The organism is Bacillus mycoides, assembly GCF_018742245.1.
GTDB classification, from domain to species: domain Bacteria; phylum Bacillota; class Bacilli; order Bacillales; family Bacillaceae_G; genus Bacillus_A; species Bacillus_A cereus_U.
Genome location: NZ_CP036132.1, coordinates 1,236,116 through 1,254,299 on the forward strand (window position 1 = coordinate 1,236,116; position 18,184 = coordinate 1,254,299).

Here is an 18,184-nt window from a genome sequence, read left to right on the forward strand (position 1 = left end):
AATGGGGACGATTTTAGACAAAATTGTAGAGCAAAAGAAAGTAGAAGTTGCGGAGTTATATGAAACATATTCACCAGTGAAAGAAAAAAGGAAAACACACTCACTTGTAAAAGCTTTAGAGCAATTTACTGTAATCGCAGAGGTAAAGCGAGCGTCTCCATCAAAAGGCGATATAAACTTACACGTTGATGTACCAAAACAAGTAAAAACATATGAAGAATGCGGCGCTGGAGCGGTTTCTGTTTTAACAGACGGTCAATTTTTTAAAGGATCGTTTCACGACTTACAAACTGCAAGAACAGAAAGTAACATTCCGCTTTTATGTAAAGATTTTATAATTGATAAGATTCAAATTGATAGAGCTTATGAAGCTGGTGCAGATCTTATTTTATTAATCGTTGCAGCATTGTCAAAAGAGAAATTAAAAGAGCTTTATAACTACGTACTAGAAATGGGATTAGAAGCGATTGTTGAAGTTCATGATGAACAGGAATTAGAAATTGCAACCCGATTAAATCCGCACGTTATCGGAATTAATAACCGTAATTTAAAAACGTTTGAAGTAGATTTAAGCCAAACTGAAAAACTCGGAAAACGACTGAATGAGGAAAATCTGCTTTGGATTAGTGAAAGTGGTATTCATTCAAAAGAAGATATCATCAGAGTCAAACGAGCTGGTGCCAAAGGCGTATTAGTCGGAGAAGCGCTTATGATATCATCTTCTATCAGTACCTTTTTTGAAGACTGTAAGGTGAGCATATGAAAGTGAAGATTTGCGGCATCACTGATATGGAAACAGCGAAAAGTGCGTGTGAATATGGCGCAGATGCAATCGGATTCGTTTTTGCAGAAAGTAAACGCCAAATCACTCCAGGGCAAGCGAAAGAAATTATTGGGGAAATTCCAGCCCACGTTTTCAAGGTCGGTGTTTTCGTAAATGAATCGGTAGAAGTGATCCAGAAAATTGCAGAGGAGTGCGGGTTAACGCATGTGCAATTGCATGGGGATGAAGACAACCATCAAATCAGGAGATTGAATATTCCGTCTATAAAAGCGTTAGGAGTAGCTTTAGAGAAAGATATTGAACATGCGAAAAAATACGAAACAGATTATCTGTTATTTGATAGCCCGAAAGAAAAGTTTTACGGAGGAAATGGAAGGACATTCTCATGGGAATTACTTGAGCATATGCCAAACGAGTTGCGAGAGAAAACGATATTAGCTGGCGGATTAAACGTCATTAATATAGAAGAAGCCATTCAAACCGTTCAGCCATATATGGTCGATGTGAGTAGCGGGGTAGAGACAGAAGGAAAGAAAGATTTGGAGAAAATAAAACAATTTATTAAAAAAGCGAAGGAGTGTTCCAAATGAACTATGCATATCCAGATGAAAAAGGTCATTACGGTATATACGGAGGACGATACGTTCCAGAAACGTTAATGCAATCCGTACTAGAACTAGAAGAAGCGTATAAAGAAGCGATGCAAGATGAAGCGTTTCAAAAGGAATTAAATCATTATTTACAAACGTATGTTGGAAGAGAAACACCGCTTTATTTCGCTGAAAATATGACGAAGTATTGCGGCGGAGCAAAGATTTATTTAAAGCGTGAAGATTTGAACCATACGGGAGCTCATAAAATTAACAATACAATCGGTCAGGCACTTCTTGCGGTAAGAATGGGTAAGAAGAAAGTTGTCGCTGAAACAGGAGCAGGACAACACGGAGTTGCAACAGCTACTGTATGTGCACTTTTCGGTTTAGAATGCGTCATCTTCATGGGAGAAGAAGATGTGAGACGACAAAAATTAAACGTGTTTCGAATGGAATTACTCGGAGCAAAAGTAGAAAGCGTTGCGGCAGGTAGCGGCACGTTGAAAGATGCGGTAAACGAGGCGCTTCGTTACTGGGTTTCACATGTACACGATACGCACTACATTATGGGATCAGTTCTCGGGCCACATCCATTCCCGCAAATTGTTCGTGATTTCCAAAGTGTAATTGGGAAAGAAACGAAAAAGCAATACGAAGCGTTAGAAGGAAAATTACCAGAAGCAGTCGTTGCTTGTATTGGCGGTGGTAGTAATGCAATGGGAATGTTTTATCCGTTCGTACACGATGAAGAAGTTGCTCTTTACGGTGTTGAAGCAGCTGGAAAAGGTGTTCACACAGAAAAGCACGCAGCCACTTTAACGAAAGGAAGTGTCGGTGTTTTACACGGATCGATGATGTACCTTCTGCAAAATGAAGAAGGGCAAATTCAAGAAGCACACTCTATTTCGGCAGGGCTGGATTACCCAGGTGTTGGGCCAGAACATAGCTTGCTAAAAGATATTGGCCGCGTTTCTTATCATTCCATTACAGATGAAGAAGCGTTAGAAGCATTTCAATTATTAACGAAAAAAGAAGGGATTATCCCGGCATTAGAAAGTTCACATGCTGTTGCATACGCTTTAAAACTAGCGCCGCAAATGAAGAAAGACGAAGGACTTGTTATTTGTTTATCCGGCCGTGGTGATAAAGATGTAGAGAGTATAAAACGTTATATGGAAGAGGTGTAAAAAATGGGAGTAGAAAAAATTAAAGCAGCGTTTGAAAATGGCAAGAAAGCATTTATTCCGTATGTAATGGGCGGAGATGGTGGACTTGAAAAGTTAAAAGAAAGAATTCGTTTTCTTGATGAAGCAGGAGCAAGTATCGTTGAAATCGGTATTCCGTTCTCAGATCCAGTCGCAGACGGTCCAACTATTCAAAGGGCAGGAAAAAGAGCATTAGATAGTGGTGTAACATTGAAAGGTATTTTTCAAGCATTAATAGAGGTGAGGCAAGAAGTTCAAATTCCATTTGTACTTATGACATATTTAAATCCAGTACTCGCATTCGGAAAGGAACGTTTCATTGAGAGCTGTCTTGAAGCAGGGGTGGACGGTATTATCGTTCCAGACTTACCGTATGAAGAACAAGACATTATTGCACCGCTCCTTCGCGTGGCGAATATCGCTTTAATTCCACTCGTTACCGTAACGAGCCCTATTGAACGAATCGAAAAAATTACGAGTGAATCACAAGGATTCGTCTACGCCGTTACAGTAGCGGGCGTAACGGGAGTACGTCAAAACTTTAAAGATGAGATTCGTAGTTACTTAGAAAAAGTAAAAGCACACGTCCACTTACCAGTAGTCGCAGGATTCGGTATTTCAACACGAGAGCAAATTGAAGAAATGATTACAATATGTGACGGTGTTGTCGTTGGAAGTAAAGTCATTGAGCTGTTAGAAAATGAAAAGCGAGAAGAAATTTGTGAGTTAATACATGCAGTAAAAGAAACAGAAGAGGCATAAGTCTCTTCTGTTTCTTTTATGTGAAAAGTGTTAAAATATACAGAAAACACTTATAAATTAGAGGTGAGAAGGCATGCTAAGACGGAAACTATTATATCTTCTTTTAACCGTACCACTATACGCTTGGCTAATTAGCATGACAAAAATAGAATTATTGGCTCTATTTCTAGGATATTTATTCATCTTTTCCAACTTAAATCGAATACAAGAGCAATCTATTTTCGAAGTATGTATATTTTCGGTTAGTATAGAACTATTTAGTATCGTTTCGATTGTATTATTAAATGAATTATTCCAATGGATCCATTCATTTGAATTAATAAAACTTGGGAATATTGTATTGCAAGTAATATGTGCTTATATTGTGTTTGTTGTACTAGAAAAAATGATTGGACAGCAGACGGTTTTTCAGGATAAAAGAAAATGGGAGTGATCCAAAAAAAGAGCTGTTTGGCTCTTTTTTTAATCTGTTTTAAAAATAATTGAAAATCGTGTTATCTGTTATATAATAGTTAAAAATTGTATTTTTAACGAAATGAGATGATCACATGTCCATATTGTTGGCACTTATCCCGATTATGATGATTTTCATTTGTTTATTTTTATTTAAACAAACGTCATTAAGATCCTCATTAATTTCTTATGCCGTTTCTGTTGGAATTGTTTTACTCTCGCCAACATTTCGGTTAGGGATAAGTGAAACTGTACATGCAACGATTAAAGGTTGGTTAATTTGTTTTATTGTTGGATACGTTTTGTTTTTCGGTATTTTTTTATTTCACCTCATGAACAAAATGGGATACATCGATCAAGTAGCGAGATTTCTAGAACAAGTCACGCGCGATCGATTATTGCAAATGCTTCTTATGTGTTTTGGTATTTGTCCACTTATTGAATCAGTGAGTGGGTTCGGAATTGGTTTTATGGTCGCAGCACCTATTTTTCTTTCTCTCGGTTATAAACCGTTTCAAGCTGTGCTACTTTCGTTTATCGGTTTACTTGCAAGTTCATGGGGCGCGATGGCAACGGGTACGATTATCGGTTCTCAGCTTATTAACATGCCACTCACGACTCTTGGTACAAATACAGCATTATTAAGCATTCCAATTTTTGCGTACTTCATCATCCTTTCCTTATACGTTGTCGGTGGATTTCAGGCGGTTATAGAAAAGTGGAAAGAGGGAGTTGGTTTCTTTCTATTATTTTCTCTAGGAATCTATCTTTCTAACGCATACGTAAGTGTGGAACTAGCAGGGATATTAAGTTCTATCGTTACCATTACATTTGGCTTTCTAATCATTAAACTAAAAGGAAAAGATGAGCAAAACCTTTTAACAGAACATGCGGCGGCTACGGAGAGAGAAGTATCCATTATAAAAATTATTAGCCCTTATATTTTTTTAACGGTTTGTATTTTACTTTCTCGCCTCGTTCCAGCATTACATGATCTACTCAGGTCATATGCAGTTCTCGATTTAAAATCATATTCTTACAAACTAGAGCTACTATATTCGCCAGGGTTTTGGCTCGCCATGACTTGTTTATTTACAATCATTTTCTTCCACATTCCATCTAATATTATTAAACAATCACTCTCGCAAACGATAAAACAATGGATTCCATTCGCAATTACAACGACAATGTTTATTGCGATTTCAGAGCTAATGGGGGCATCTGGTATGCATTCATTGCTCGCAAAAACAGCTGGTGAAACCTTTGGCACCTTTTTCGTTTTCGTAGCTCCGTTTATCGGCGGAATCGGTGGCTTTTTAACAGGTAGTAACGCAGGATCAAATGCGATGTTTATTAAGCTCCAAATGCAAACAGCGCAAAACGTAGCACTCCCGTGGCAATACGTCACAACACTCCAAAATACCGCATCATCAGTAGCGACAATTGCTTGCCCATCACGTATTACACTAGGTGCTTATTTATGTAATATTCCGTATCGTGAAAACGAACTACTAAAGAAGACGACGTTAATGATTTTTGGTGCGGTGTTGCTTGTAGTCGTAGAGGTGATTTTTTGGTATATGTTGATAAAGTGAAACTTTAATTAGTGGGGAGTGTTTTTCATCCCCACTAATTATTAGCTTCACCAATCGGGCTTTTATGGGCAGTTAGGCTCCAGTTAGATTTTTTGGTGGGAGTCTTACTGCCCGTTAATGCGGGGAAAAATAAAAAATCCTCCTGGTAAAGGAGGATTTTCTTTTTATATGGATAATGGCTTAAGTATGAACAGCTTCTACTAAATGAATAGGAGATGAAAGGTATGCCCTTAAAAAACTACGGTGTATTAAAAGGTACAGTTATACAATCTAAGATTGGAAAAGGCAAAACACCTCATTATCAAGTTCATTTACAAGGTGAAGCAGGAGTAGATTATCGCATTGCAATTAACGTGAAATCGCAAAGTTATCCGTCAGAAGTTTTATATTTTGCGAGCGACGATATTCGATCAGAGGCGATTCATATTTTACCGACATTACCGTTTGGTTTTACAGAAGTAAAAAACAATGAGCCGAAAGTAGCTTTAGACTACGTAAGAGGTAAGTTATTTGATTCGAAACAAATGATTCCTTTACCTGCTGAAAAAGTAGGAGTTGACAATGATTTAAATGAAAAAATAGAACGTTATATAAAACGAGCAATAGAAGAAAAAGCGACTATTTATGCGTTTGGTGAAAGGTGGGGACCAGAAGAAGAGGTTCCGGATTCGTATTTCCACTTTACACCTGGAAATGGTATACATGATATTCATATGAACCAAGGGAATGTAGAGAAATGGCAAGGTGATGATGGCAAATGGCAAGACGGTGGGATATTGATTTACTTTGAGAAGAAGGAAGAGTGGATTGGTATTTTTCTTGCCTTTCAGTCACAGTCATGGTGTACGGATGAAGAAGGGCATGCTCGTGTTTCGGTTGAGCATTGTGATTATAAGAGAAATAACTAATAAGAAGAGGGCGTTCACAATGAACGCCCTCCTCTTATTTTATAAAACCCAAAACTCACAAGTGTAGAAATACCAGAGAAAAGAAGCGCCACACTAGAAAATGCAATGAGATACATATTATATTTCATAATTTTACCGATTAGTTGGTTACTATCGTACTGAAACAGTCCCGCTATTATATTGAATAAAAATAACACGATAAACATGACGATAACACCGTCTATGGATCCTTTAATATCTGGTTTACTTAAAGCGATATGTGCGGAAATACAAATAGCGATAAATAAAAATAACCAAAAAGAAGGGGTCAATAAATTGCTCATTGTAAACAAGCTTTTTAATAAAAAGAATGTTGATAAAAACATGTTTTGGATCATGTCTAAGTTAATAGAAGTCGATGCAATTGTTGTTTCAAGAGTCGTATTAAATAAAGAATATGACTCTGGTACGAAATAGCGCATTAAAAGGATTAAGGCAGTAATACCAGAAATAATAGGACCGATGCCGATAAAGAAATTCCCGATTCGTTGATATATGCTTTTTTGATTGTATTGATGTTGTACGTAACCTAAAGCTCCCTGACTTGTATCTGTCGGGAAGAACTGCGTTGCTACAATTTTATGACGAAATAATAGACACATAATTGCATGTCCAAGTTCATGAATAGGGACACCGATCCATGCAGTCAAAAGAAAGCCTTTCCTTCCGAAAGCTCTCGACCAATACGTTCGTGTGAGAGATTCTAAATAACCTAATATAAATCCAATTACAATGATGATTCCAATTAAAGAAAATAATTGGATCACACTTGTAAGGAGTGTTTGAAAAATCGAGTTTACAAATTCCATTGTCTTCATCCAATCTGTTAAAAATGTTAGTTGCTCTGTTTCATAATAACATTATTTTTCTATATTACTAGCACGCATAGTTTCGTTTAAAAGAAGGATTTCATATTCTTTTTCTTGTAGTCATGTTTTATGTACAAAGTCATATATTGAATTTGTAACACCCTATAAGGTATATGCTTAAGGAGGGATGAGAGAATGAAATGTACGGCGTGTAATACAGAAAATGCAGCGGAAGCAAAGTTTTGCGGGAATTGTGGACATTCGTTATCGGAAGAAGTAGTAGTAAGTGGTGTGCAGGAAGAAGGGCAACTATCGAGCGCGGCACAAGTAAAGGAAACTCGCCCAAATGAAACGGTAGAGCAGGCGAAACAATTTGCAAGTGGCTATTTTCAGTTCTTTAAAAATGCTTTTAAATCACCATCGGCCATTATGGAAAGTGGAAATATTGAAGTGCGAAATGGAATTGTAAGTCTTGTGCTTATTTGCTTTTTAGGAGCATGTATTTTTTATAGAATGATGAGCACAGCGGCGACTGTTACGAGGACATTAGTGCCAGATGTATCTACTCCTACTTTCTTTGGAGAATCTGTAATGGTCTTTTTCTTTTTATTAATTTTAACTTTATTTGTCGGATTTATTATTTTTGTAAGTGGTAAGATGATGAAATCATCTTTTTCTTTTCTTGAAGCATTCGGCATATGGGGGACGATAGCGACGCCAGCTATTGCTATACTAGTTCTTTCTTTTCTTTTTAGTTTCTTATTAATCTTTTTCTTACCAATATTACTATGGATAGCTACGACATATATAGGGATTAGTATAATTGTAGCTATATTAAAACTAGATAACGGTGGATTAGATCCTGTGTACACACTTCTTATCGCAAATGTTTTAATTGGAATTGCAACGTTTATTGTGTTTTGGTCTTACATTAACACGATAATTCAAACCTTTACACAGGGATTAACTGGCTTCTAACGAAAAGGTGGTTGAATGGATGAATGTATGAACAAAGTGTGGGATTCATTTTGAAGACGGTGTGCAATTTTGTCAAAACTGCGGGACGAAGAGGGGAAATCCTGTAGTAAAGAAGCAAAAAATGAGCAAAGGGACAATAATTGGAATTACACTTTTAACATTTTTTATTATAGTATTGGGCGGATTATATGCGTATGGCTCTTCATATTACTCACAATCATCGCAAGTAGAGAGAATTATTACTGTTTTACAAGAGAGGGACGGAGAGAAATTAGCTGAGATCATAACGGCAGATGATCCAGCCGTTATTGTAACGAGAGAGAGTTTAACGCCTCTATTTTCATATATAAAAGAAAATCCATCTTACGTGAATGAATTGAAAGAATATTTGAGGCAAGGTGAAAAACAAGGGGATGGAATAGAAAGAGCAGATTTTTCTTTAACGAAAGACGGGAAGTATTTCGTTTTATTTGATCGGTATAAATTGAAAGCGAAGACGTATTATACGACTCTGCTTACAAATGAAAAAGGTACATCTTTAAAATTGAACGGAAAAGAAATTGATAAAACAAATGATAAAAAGTTTGACAAGCAATATGGACCGTTTCTTCCAGGAACTCAAGTATTTCAAGCAGAATATAAAAATGACTATGTAAAATTATTACGTGAGGAAAAGGTTGTACTTATGAAACAAAGTCAAAATAATGTAACGATAGATTTAACACTGCAAGGGCAATATATTACAGTTCAAACGAATGCGCCTGGTGCGACATTATACGTGAATCAAAAGCCAGTTACAGCGTTGACCGGAGAAGAAATTAGGTGGGGACCGATAGCGACTGATGGAAGTGCGGCGATTTATTTAGAACGAAATGGAGAAAGCGGAAGGGAAACGACAAAGGTAGAAACGGTAACGGCACTTTCGGCTTATAACCTTCCGTTTCAAAAGAAAAGTGTAGAAAAAACAGTTGTTTATAATGTCACTCCGCCAACTACTACTCATTATGTATATAATGGTTTCATCTTCCCTGATAGTGATATTCGAAAATTAACAAGTACGGACTTAACATATTTATCGAAAGAACAGTTGAAAATTGCTAGAAATGAAATATACGCAAGGCATGGACATATGTTTCAAACGAAAGATATGCAAGCGTATTTTTCAAAACAGTCTTGGTATAGAGAAAATCCGTATTTTACGGGAACGTTAACGAGTGTGGAATCTTATAATGTTGAACTGATTAAATCAAGAGAATAGAGTGCATGAAAAAGGTACAGTGTATATTACTGTACCTTTTCTATGGTTGTTTAGCTGGACCGGGATCCCTTGAGAAAAAGATGTGAAAGAGGAATGTGACTTTACTTGCCTTTCCGGATGTACTAGCCTGTACAGCGGATAACGAACTGGGTGATAAAGCCACTTCAGAATGGGGTGGTACGACTGTTTTGAGAGTATGATCTGCCTCTCCTGATGTAGTAACTGTTATTGTATCTGAAGATAAGTTAATAACTTTAATAGTACCACTTGGAAATATGGACTTACCAGCATGTGATGCTGAAGCGAAGCGAGTGCCTTTCCAAATATCTTGAGCGTAAGTATTATTGTCAGACAACCAAGCACGAGCGCTGTATATTGTTGCGTTAATGGAAAATTCTTGGTCAAGTGGCGTGGCGGCTTTCGGTTCTTGCGGTTCCTCTGGAGTTTGGGCGAGAAGGCCAGGGCACATGTATATTTCACCTACTTTCAATTGCTTCTGTTATAGCATATTACACATGTTGTTTATAAGACACGACGGATACCTATTCAAGCATAGGTTTGTGCACAAAATTTGTAGATGAAATGCACATTCTTTACAATAGAAGTAGGTGTTATTTCTATAAAATATGGAAATCGTAAAGAGTATGTAAAAAGAAGGAGTGGTAAAGTGAACTATGTCATTATTGGCGGAGATGCAGCAGGTATGAGTGCAGCAATGCAAATTGTTAGAAACGATGAAACTGCAAATGTTGTAACGTTAGAAAAAGGTGAAATCTATTCATACGCTCAGTGCGGATTACCGTATGTGATTAGTGGTGTTATCGCCTCTACTGAAAAGTTAATTGCACGCGATGTAAAAACGTTTCGTGATAAATATGGAATTGATGCGAAAGTGCGTCATGAAGTAACGAAAGTAGATACAGAAAAGAAAATTGTATATGCAGTACATACGAAGACGAAAGATGTATTTGAATTTTTATATGACCGTTTATTAATTGCGACTGGTGTACGCCCTGTTATGCCGGATTGGGAAGGTAAAGATTTACAAGGTGTTCATCTTTTAAAAACAATTCCGGATGCTGAGCGTATAGTAGACACATTACAAACAAATAGCGTTGAGCACGTAACGATTATTGGCGGCGGTGCAATTGGTCTAGAGATGGCAGAAACATTTGTAGAACTTGGTAAGAAAGTAAGAATGATTGAGCGAAACGATCATATTGGCACAATTTATGATGCTGATATGGCGGAATATATACATAAAGAAGCAGATAAACATCAGATTGAAATTTTAACGAATGAAAATGTAAAAGCGTTTGTAGGAAAAGAACGAGTAGAACAAATTGAAACAGATAAAGGTACGTATAAAACAGATCTCGTTTTAGTATCTGTCGGTGTACAGTCAAATACTGATTTTCTTGAAGGGACAAATATACGTAAAAATCCTAAAGGTGCAATTGAAGTAAATGCTTATATGCAAACGAATGTACAAGACGTATATGCAGCAGGGGATTGTGCAACGCATTACCATGTAATAAAGGAAATGCACGACCATATCCCGCTTGGAACGACTGCGAATAAACAAGGGCGACTTGCCGGACTCAATATGGTTGATAAACGAAGAGCATTCAAAGGTACGTTAGGTACAGGCATTATTAAATTTATGAATCTGACGCTCGCAAGAACAGGCTTAAATGAAAAAGAAGCGAAAGGGCTAAACATCCCGTATAAGACGGTCAAAGTAGATTCAACAAATATGGCGGGCTATTACCCAAGTGCTTCGCCACTTCACTTGAAATTACTATATCACGCCGATACGAAACAATTATTAGGCGGACAAGTAATTGGAGAAGAAGGTGTAGATAAACGTATTGATGTTATCGCAATGGCACTTTTCAATAAAATGAGCATTCACGATTTAGAAGATGTTGATTTAAGTTACGCACCACCATATAACAGCGTTTGGGATCCAATTCAACAAGCAGCAAGGCGAGCGGAATAGCACTTTTTTAAGTGCTATTTTTTTGTTAAAGGGGAATAAATAAAGTTTCACTTTATTTCGAATATACCGTTCGCTCTTGAAAACATAGTACGTATCGCTTATATTGTCATATAGTATTTATTTTTTAATAAAGCAATGAACGAACCAGGGGGCACAGTATGGCAATTAACATGAATACAATCGAAGAATGGATTGCTGAATCAAATGCAAGAAACGAAGAAGACTTAGGAAACGTTGTTGAAGAGATGAAAGAAGTATGTGTCGGACTTGATAACGCGACATTAATTTATACGAAAAACGTATTTTGTTTCGGTAAGAAAGTAGAAGTATTGTTCTTCTTCCAAGATCACGTTGTTATCGGAGAAGAGAAGGAAGAGTATATTGAGATTGGAAAATTAAAGTATGATGATATTACAAATAGTAACTTAAAAACAAATGACAAAAATACAACGTTAGAATTAAAGTTTGCTAACGGACAATCTATCAGTTTAGATAGTCTGAATGATAACTACGGTACGAAAAATTGGTTATTTGCGAGACAAATTAAGAGTATTTTTAAATTAATCTAGTGAAAAGCAGACCCCTAATGGTCTGCTTTTTTACTTATTTCCTATTACGCAAAGGCAACCTCTTTCTTCGTAACATTTCACGCTTGTAAATCCCGTCTTATAAAAAAGGTTTACTAATTCTTCGGTCGTCTTAAATTTATCCATATGATATTGAATTTTGAAAGTTTCAGCGACTAGTAAAAAGGATCCGTTCGGTTTTAAGACGCGAAATACTTCTTTCATATCATTCCCAACATCAGGCCAAAAGTAGTGGGTTTGAAAAGCGGTAATGAGATCGAAGAAGTTCGTATTGTATGGAATAGAGGAAACGTTTGCCTGATGAATGATTATTTTTTCTGTTTTTACATCCTTCATATTGGTTTTCTTTGAGTTTTCAACAGCTTGTTCTGAATAGTCAATGCCGTATATTTTTCCGTGGGGAGTTAGTCTTGAAAGGCTATGTATTGTTTTCCCACCTCCGCAACCGATATCTAAAATAACTGCATCTTCACGTATATGTATTTTTTGTAAAGCCCAATTTGTTAGTCTCGTATGCGCAGCATTCATAATGCAAAGCATAGAGGAACCAATTGTCCCGCGAGGGTTTTTCGCTTGCTCGATTAATTTTTGTAAAATACTCAATTCAAACTCTCCTTTTATATAAGAATATGTATTTATTTCGCTTTTAATAATTTAAGTCCTTTAAAAAAAGCACGCCATCAACCGGCGTGCTTCTAATTATGCAAATATCCCTTTAGCCAATTCCGCGCTCGATACGCTCCAACCGGAATTTGAATGAGTGAAGTTTTATTTCCGGCATCAATCCCGTACAATTGATCGCATGAATTTGTATCAAAACTTAGTAACGGATGCCCGCCCATCCCCAGAGCGGTTGCAGCTAAAACGAGTTTATGAACGAGCATGCCAGCTTCCATTTGATGAATTCGATATCCTCTATAACCTAATTTATTTTTATAGTAATCTTTATTTCCGATTACATGTAGACAAAGTGGTGCTTGAAAAAGATTTACGTTATCCATCGTCATACTGGACTGAAGAGAATAACGAAGGTCTCCATGCTGTATTGGCTGTAGGGAATGTGTCCTACTGTTATAAGCGTAAGCACCGTTTTCTATGTCTTTTACGTTATAAAAACATCCATATAATGAGACCCGTGCGTTTTCATTTACATACTTGCCATCAAGATCGTTGTAATAAGGGAAAGAGAGGCTCGCTTCTTGTAGTAGAGTAGCGAGCTCGGCTGCATCCCATTTCGTTAAAATGAAGTCAGAATCAGGTGAATATCGTTTTTTACAAAGTTGTAAAAAATCATATGATAAACGTTCCACTTTAGGTAGCTGTACAGCATGTGGACTATATTGTTGTCGTTCTTCACAGGTAAATGTTTGGAAGTGTTCTGTCGATTCAATCATAGATGCCGCGTTTATTTTTTTTATCATCGGATAGTCATCTACATGTTTTGAACGAACGAAATGCTCATGTGCTAATGGCGGGATTTGCTGCAGTAAGTTATGAGAAGTAACTGTTTTATTTTCGTGATGATCATCATGAAACCAATCTGTATTCGGTTCTGTACTTAAAGGAATAACAGCATACACACTTTCTTCACCTTCAGACAGTCCAAGTAAATGATTCATTGCCCGGTCTAGAAACTGAAAATATAAACCATTTGTATAACCGAATTGTTTTGCACATTCAAGTAATTGACCGATGAGCACACCGCTATCTAATCCTTGCAGACGATACGAAAAGTTATTGTATTTAAAGAAGTTTTTCCAAAACATAGTGGATACGAATGCAGCACCAAAACAAGAATGTATGTTGCAACGATTGCCGAGTGCTTCTGTAAGATAAGAATCGAAATTTCCTTCGCGAAGTAAGATAAGACGGTGATGTGCGGCGTCGTAATGGTAAATGCCGTCTGGATAATGCTCAATTTTTAAATACATATATAATTCATTTGGATATAAAGCACCCCCAGAAGGGATGAATCTTCGAAATAGAGATGTTGTTTTATTATTTTCTAGGTTAGTAGTAGGCTGACAGAATTGTGTTAAACCAAATGAGTACCAAAGATAATGACCGATATCCTCTAAGTTAGGTTTAGTAGAAGAATTCCGCAAAGTTAATGGGATTTCTAAAGAGAGAGGGATGACTGGTAAATTTCGATATAATTTATAAGGAAGTGGTGCGTCTTCCCAATCAATCTCTTTATCAGACGACATAATTTCATTAATAGAAAAATGGAGATGATGTAAAAAGGTATCCAGTTGCATCAAATTTCCCCCTCGCTATGAATTATGGAAACGGATGCGGGTGTGGATTTAACTTTTCATTCGTTAAAGGCTCAGTTCTATATCCAAGTGTCATCGGTACGGTATAGACTCTATCCAGTCCTGTAACCCGAGTAAGATGGTGACCGAACGTCATCGGTAACATGCCTGGAATAATGACTTTTACACAATGTAAGCCGTTCTTTTCTATAAGGCGGACCGTTTGATCTACAACGATTACTTCAAGTCTAGATTGATGTAGCCGGTTTAAAAGTTGATGAAGATCAGATGTTAAATCCATATCAAATGATTGTAATGCATTCATTTCTTGGAACGTTTGCACCGGAGCATCTTCACGTAAAAGGAAGTGAAGACGTTCTTCCGCTTCTTTCAATCCGTACAGCATACTATGATCTTCCATTTTATTAACGAGGTAGGGATCTTGTAAGCAGTTTTCGTAATACTCTCTTTTTTGATCGAGCTCTTCGTCTGCTATAAGTAACATGCCTGCTATTTCATGAATTGCACTCTTTAGAGCTCGGATTGGGTCTAAATGAGAGCCTCCTGCACAAACAACGTTCATTCCATTTTCACGCGTATTTTTTGCAATGACCCATAGGCTCGGGATGCCGTGTTCCATCGTTGCATTAAAAGCATGTAATTCATACCCGGTAATCGTGTGTAACCGCTGGATCATTAATTGTAATTCTGTATCATTTGCTGAACTGAGATCAAGGCGGGGAAGAGGTAATTCGGCATACCAAGTGAGCAAAAAGGCGTCACGCTCTACAATTTCTAAAATGCCGTGAAAAATTGCCTCTTCTAAACTACCACCAATTGCACATCCATTTGATGTTTCATATACGAAAGCATCTCGATGACCGAGGCTATAATAAGCGATTGATTCTGGAACTAAAAGTGGCTGGCTTTGTGATAAAGAGTATCCCCATACCCAGTTTTGCTCATAATCAGGATCAAACGGCTTAAATGGACAAGTATCACGATTGTAATGTTCAATTGTATGCACACCGAGTGTGAGGGGGTTCAGTGCAATATGCTCTAGCTCATGAAAACTACCATGCACATTTGGCTTTTTCCCGCGAGGCGACATACCGCAATATCTTTCTAACCCTTCTAGAATAGCGGTTGCTTCACTAAGTGCGAATGAATGAGTTCGGCCCGCGACACCTTCATTGCCGAACATTAATGGCATGTTTATAATAACATCAGAAAACGGTAATAAAGAATGTTGCATTTGGCCGTTTAAAATACCAGTCCGGTAATCTAAATAGTCTCTCGTTAAAAATGTGTTTAGCTCATGAATAGAACGGCAGCGATACGTTTCAGTACTCGTTTTTAAACTTGGTTGTAAAGAAATTTGCGCTGCATCTGCTGTATCGTCAGACAAATTGCTGCATACCGGACAGAGAGGGTCTGGAAGAAACGAATGCCGGGTACATTGTAACGTTTGTAAGTCCAGTAAAATGAGTTCATTGTTTATAGAAGAATGTTTGTTAGTTAATATCTTCTCTGTTTCAGCATGAATGAGCTGGCACATTTGTAACATTCCATTTTGGGTGGCGCGTACATCACGCCGTGTCACGTTATCTGCTTTTAATGCATATTTCCGTTGTAGTTCCCACATTTCTTTTTGATCAAATCCAGCTATAAACCGGCGTCCATCAGCGCAGTGGGAACATCCAGTTGTAAGAGGCTGAACGTAAGGACCGATAATACCTTCACCAAACGAAGTAAACGCGCGAAGCCATGGAATATTATTTGAGCGAAAGATAAGCTCAGCATCATGATGTACGGAAGAAGGAGACCCGTCATGTAAGACGAGAGCAAGATGAATGTTTTCAGGGAGAATTTCTGGAATGGTATGCTGGCGGATGAGTGAATATTGCTTACACAATTGCTCATGTACATAGTCTGTGAGTAGGCCATCTCCTATAAGTAATATGTTTTGAGTCATTGGTCATCCTCCTTTGCAATTAATACCCCATATACACCGTCTAAGTTGTCTCTTAAAAATGACTCAATAGCTAAATCAAAAACGAATGGATAAAAGTTGTTTTCCGTTAAATTTTGCAAAGCAACTTGTAAAGACTGTACGCCCGGAATTTCTTCCTCTTCTTGTATTGCTACTCTAACAGAATCCGTACTATATAAAACAATGGATGATTCCGGTAACATATTAGCTTTATAAGGAATCTCTTCATTTTGAATATGAAGGAGTGCTTGTTGCAGAGCATTTCTTAACGCGAGTGTTATATTAATATTTGCCGCACCATACCATCTATCATTTATACCGATCCAAACGACAGGAAAACCAAGTAACTCCTCACTCATTCCTACTTTAGGTATTTCATGAATTGTAGAGAGAGCATCGTAGTAAAACCTACAATGTTTATCATGAATTGCGGTTAAATCAAGCTCTGTAATCTCTTCTAGCATATGTGATTGGCGTTCACATAACTTATTATTTAAATGTTTTTGTAGTGCTCGGTATACACCTTCTGTCATCGTTTCCCCAGCACCAATACCGATATCAGTATGTTCGGGGATAAGACGATGAATCATTTCAGCTACATATGTTTCAACTCCTGTTAAACCAGCTTCGCGGCGTGCTTCATTATGAGTTAATCCACCGCAAGTTATAGTAGGAAGGGGAGAGGTAGGTCCATCTGATAATGGATTTGCAACTTGAATATAGCACTGTGATAAAGGCAATTGGTGTAAATCTTGTTCATCCCACATGTGGAATATGCCAGCTTCTTTAGAAGTTAACGTATCAAAAAAACGAAAAAGTTCAGTTGAAGTATATTGTCCGGAACGATGGGCAAGGTTTTCTTGAAGATTTTGCACTGTGTCAATTGTAAAGATTTCATCGGTTGCGAGAAGATGTTTTATGAAAGGGTGCCACTTTCCTTCAAGTGTTTCCAAGTTTAATAAAAAGAATTGAGGATTATGCTGCCTGTGTGAACCTTCAGCGACATGTTTAAATAACTCAAAAACGATAACATTTGCTAACATTGCAGATGCAATTGGTGAGAAAGGTTCAGGTGGATTTTCACTTTGTAAAGTAGTTTCGTGTAGACGATGCCAAGCTGATTCCCAGCATTCTTCACGGTCTGCGGTTACGACGGGTCCAGCTAAACCAATTCTTGATAAGCAAATAGCTGGTATGAAATTTTTCCTAAACTCTCTACAAATAGTATGGATTGCTCTTAAACTTTCAATATCTCCATTTTGGGAAACGTATAAAATCCAGTCGAAAGGCTCGAATACTTCATGCAAAGGGCGATCAATTGTAATATCTATTTCTTGAATAAGTACATTGTCATCATTTGCATATGCACGTTCGCTTAGTTCATGAATTCGATCGTAGTTTGTTTCAGCACGATCTGTAACAAGATAATGAAATGTAGGTAAACCAGATTCTAATAAAGAAGAAACTAGGGAAGTAAGCATATCGCCAGAACCAATTATAAGCACATTTGCTGCGCGGTACGTTTCGAATTTTAAAGCGCCTGAATGGGAATCAGCTTCTAAAAACTCAATTTGCGAAGCGTATCTGTCGAGTAATGCACTGTTTAATTCGTGGGGAGCATCTTGGCTTACATCACGAACGAAACCATTTTCATATAAAATCTCTCCAATTTCAAATACTCGATTTTGATAGGGGAGAGGGAGACCATCGGTTATTTCTGTCAAAGAATGATTACCGTTAAACATAGGCATTAATTTCTCAATCCAGTCATAAATTCCATCACCATCCATACGGAATGAACTGGAGTTATTTCGAAAGTAAACACCCCCGTTTGAATCGGGGAGGAAGAAAGTATCCTTATTTGCTTTAAGTTTTGCATGAACTGGAAGGTTACTCATTTTTATCCCCCTTACGTTTTAGACATACATTATTAGTCTATGTAGTGTGATGTGTCCCGTATGAA

At 37.4% G+C, this 18,184-nt stretch carries 17 protein-coding genes; 11 read left to right on the forward strand and 6 right to left on the reverse strand.

All coding sequences use genetic code 11. The features are described 5' to 3' along the window. Position 1 precedes the first annotated feature (1 nt). From trpC to EXW56_RS06285, 7 genes are all read left to right on the forward strand, one after another. On the forward strand, positions 2-763 hold the full coding sequence (trpC, locus tag EXW56_RS06255; protein WP_215597314.1) for an indole-3-glycerol phosphate synthase TrpC: 762 nt from the start codon (positions 2-4) through the stop codon (positions 761-763). Beyond that, a complete protein-coding gene (locus tag EXW56_RS06260) occupies positions 760-1,374 on the forward strand; it encodes a phosphoribosylanthranilate isomerase (protein WP_002158845.1) in 615 nt (204 codons plus the stop codon). Before trpC ends, EXW56_RS06260 begins: the two co-directional genes overlap by 4 nt. After that, positions 1,371-2,564 (forward strand): tryptophan synthase subunit beta, encoded by a 1,194-nt coding sequence (gene trpB, locus EXW56_RS06265; protein ID WP_002140871.1) that lies wholly within the window; start codon positions 1,371-1,373, stop codon positions 2,562-2,564. The genes EXW56_RS06260 and trpB overlap by 4 nt, the downstream gene beginning before the upstream one ends. Before the next feature lie 3 nt (positions 2,565-2,567). Then, a complete protein-coding gene (gene trpA / locus EXW56_RS06270; protein WP_215597315.1) occupies positions 2,568-3,344 on the forward strand; it encodes a tryptophan synthase subunit alpha in 777 nt (258 codons plus the stop codon). 73 nt (positions 3,345-3,417) lie between these two features. After that, positions 3,418-3,777 carry a DUF4029 domain-containing protein gene (locus EXW56_RS06275; RefSeq protein WP_215558161.1) on the forward strand — a complete coding sequence of 120 codons (360 nt, stop codon included), beginning with the start codon at positions 3,418-3,420 and terminating at the stop codon, positions 3,775-3,777. Positions 3,778-3,892: 115 nt separating this feature from the next. Continuing rightward, complete coding sequence (locus tag EXW56_RS06280; protein WP_215597316.1) at positions 3,893-5,392, forward strand: L-lactate permease; 1,500 nt, start codon at positions 3,893-3,895, stop codon at positions 5,390-5,392. 224 nt (positions 5,393-5,616) lie between these two features. Next, positions 5,617-6,300, forward strand: coding sequence for a DUF2278 family protein (locus tag EXW56_RS06285; RefSeq protein WP_215597317.1), 684 nt, complete (start codon positions 5,617-5,619; stop codon positions 6,298-6,300). A 14-nt stretch (positions 6,301-6,314) separates the two neighbouring features. Here the strand turns inward: EXW56_RS06285 and EXW56_RS06290 are convergent, their stop codons facing one another. Next, positions 6,315-7,148: a hypothetical protein gene (locus EXW56_RS06290; protein ID WP_215597318.1), complete on the reverse strand. Its 834-nt coding sequence runs from the start codon at positions 7,146-7,148 to the stop codon at positions 6,315-6,317. Positions 7,149-7,343: 195 nt separating this feature from the next. Between EXW56_RS06290 and EXW56_RS06295 the strand changes: the two genes are divergently transcribed. Together EXW56_RS06295 and EXW56_RS06300 are read left to right on the forward strand one after the other, a co-directional pair. Continuing rightward, a complete protein-coding gene (locus EXW56_RS06295) occupies positions 7,344-8,126 on the forward strand; it encodes a zinc ribbon domain-containing protein (RefSeq protein ID WP_215597319.1) in 783 nt (260 codons plus the stop codon). A 121-nt stretch (positions 8,127-8,247) separates the two neighbouring features. Continuing rightward, positions 8,248-9,384, forward strand: a complete 1,137-nt coding sequence (locus tag EXW56_RS06300; RefSeq protein ID WP_427223487.1) for a TcaA 3rd/4th domain-containing protein — start codon at positions 8,248-8,250, stop codon at positions 9,382-9,384. A 40-nt stretch (positions 9,385-9,424) separates the two neighbouring features. Here EXW56_RS06300 and EXW56_RS27535 read toward each other — a convergent pair whose 3' ends face one another. Beyond that, positions 9,425-9,853 carry a hypothetical protein gene (locus EXW56_RS27535; protein ID WP_252197282.1) on the reverse strand — a complete coding sequence of 143 codons (429 nt, stop codon included), beginning with the start codon at positions 9,851-9,853 and terminating at the stop codon, positions 9,425-9,427. Between the two features lie 198 nt (positions 9,854-10,051). Here EXW56_RS27535 and EXW56_RS06305 point away from each other — a divergent pair, with 198 nt between their 5' ends. Together EXW56_RS06305 and EXW56_RS06310 are read left to right on the forward strand one after the other, a co-directional pair. Continuing rightward, entirely contained in the window at positions 10,052-11,386 is a 1,335-nt protein-coding gene (locus tag EXW56_RS06305) for an FAD-dependent oxidoreductase (RefSeq protein ID WP_215597320.1), read from the forward strand. Between the two features lie 158 nt (positions 11,387-11,544). Next, positions 11,545-11,955, forward strand: coding sequence for a DUF3908 family protein (locus tag EXW56_RS06310; RefSeq protein WP_002158830.1), 411 nt, complete (start codon positions 11,545-11,547; stop codon positions 11,953-11,955). A gap of 30 nt (positions 11,956-11,985) precedes the next feature. Here EXW56_RS06310 and EXW56_RS06315 read toward each other — a convergent pair whose 3' ends face one another. The 4 genes from EXW56_RS06315 to EXW56_RS06330 all read right to left on the reverse strand — a co-directional run bounded on the left by EXW56_RS06315 (position 11,986) and on the right by EXW56_RS06330 (position 18,119). Next, positions 11,986-12,576 (reverse strand): class I SAM-dependent methyltransferase, encoded by a 591-nt coding sequence (locus EXW56_RS06315; RefSeq protein ID WP_002201332.1) that lies wholly within the window; start codon positions 12,574-12,576, stop codon positions 11,986-11,988. Between the two features lie 92 nt (positions 12,577-12,668). Continuing rightward, positions 12,669-14,231, reverse strand: a complete 1,563-nt coding sequence (locus EXW56_RS06320) for a SagB family peptide dehydrogenase (RefSeq protein WP_002201331.1) — start codon at positions 14,229-14,231, stop codon at positions 12,669-12,671. Positions 14,232-14,253: 22 nt separating this feature from the next. Beyond that, a complete protein-coding gene (locus EXW56_RS06325) occupies positions 14,254-16,203 on the reverse strand; it encodes a TOMM precursor leader peptide-binding protein (protein ID WP_098988187.1) in 1,950 nt (649 codons plus the stop codon). Further along, positions 16,200-18,119 carry a putative thiazole-containing bacteriocin maturation protein gene (locus EXW56_RS06330; RefSeq protein ID WP_002201329.1) on the reverse strand — a complete coding sequence of 640 codons (1,920 nt, stop codon included), beginning with the start codon at positions 18,117-18,119 and terminating at the stop codon, positions 16,200-16,202. The genes EXW56_RS06325 and EXW56_RS06330 overlap by 4 nt, the downstream gene beginning before the upstream one ends. Positions 18,120-18,184 lie beyond the last annotated feature (65 nt).

Coding starts and splice junctions, on each gene's coding strand:
- trpC (WP_215597314.1), top strand. CDS start 2: ATGGGGACGATTTTAGACAAAATTGTAGAGCAAAAGAAAGTAGAAGTT.
- EXW56_RS06260 (WP_002158845.1), top strand. CDS start 760: ATGAAAGTGAAGATTTGCGGCATCACTGATATGGAAACAGCGAAAAGT.
- trpB (WP_002140871.1), top strand. CDS start 1,371: ATGAACTATGCATATCCAGATGAAAAAGGTCATTACGGTATATACGGA.
- trpA (WP_215597315.1), top strand. CDS start 2,568: ATGGGAGTAGAAAAAATTAAAGCAGCGTTTGAAAATGGCAAGAAAGCA.
- EXW56_RS06275 (WP_215558161.1), top strand. CDS start 3,418: ATGCTAAGACGGAAACTATTATATCTTCTTTTAACCGTACCACTATAC.
- EXW56_RS06280 (WP_215597316.1), top strand. CDS start 3,893: ATGTCCATATTGTTGGCACTTATCCCGATTATGATGATTTTCATTTGT.
- EXW56_RS06285 (WP_215597317.1), top strand. CDS start 5,617: ATGCCCTTAAAAAACTACGGTGTATTAAAAGGTACAGTTATACAATCT.
- EXW56_RS06290 (WP_215597318.1), bottom strand. CDS start 7,148: ATGGAATTTGTAAACTCGATTTTTCAAACACTCCTTACAAGTGTGATC.
- EXW56_RS06295 (WP_215597319.1), top strand. CDS start 7,344: ATGAAATGTACGGCGTGTAATACAGAAAATGCAGCGGAAGCAAAGTTT.
- EXW56_RS06300 (WP_427223487.1), top strand. CDS start 8,248: ATGAGCAAAGGGACAATAATTGGAATTACACTTTTAACATTTTTTATT.
- EXW56_RS27535 (WP_252197282.1), bottom strand. CDS start 9,853: ATGTGCCCTGGCCTTCTCGCCCAAACTCCAGAGGAACCGCAAGAACCG.
- EXW56_RS06310 (WP_002158830.1), top strand. CDS start 11,545: ATGGCAATTAACATGAATACAATCGAAGAATGGATTGCTGAATCAAAT.
- EXW56_RS06320 (WP_002201331.1), bottom strand. CDS start 14,231: ATGCAACTGGATACCTTTTTACATCATCTCCATTTTTCTATTAATGAA.
- EXW56_RS06325 (WP_098988187.1), bottom strand. CDS start 16,203: ATGACTCAAAACATATTACTTATAGGAGATGGCCTACTCACAGACTAT.
- EXW56_RS06330 (WP_002201329.1), bottom strand. CDS start 18,119: ATGAGTAACCTTCCAGTTCATGCAAAACTTAAAGCAAATAAGGATACT.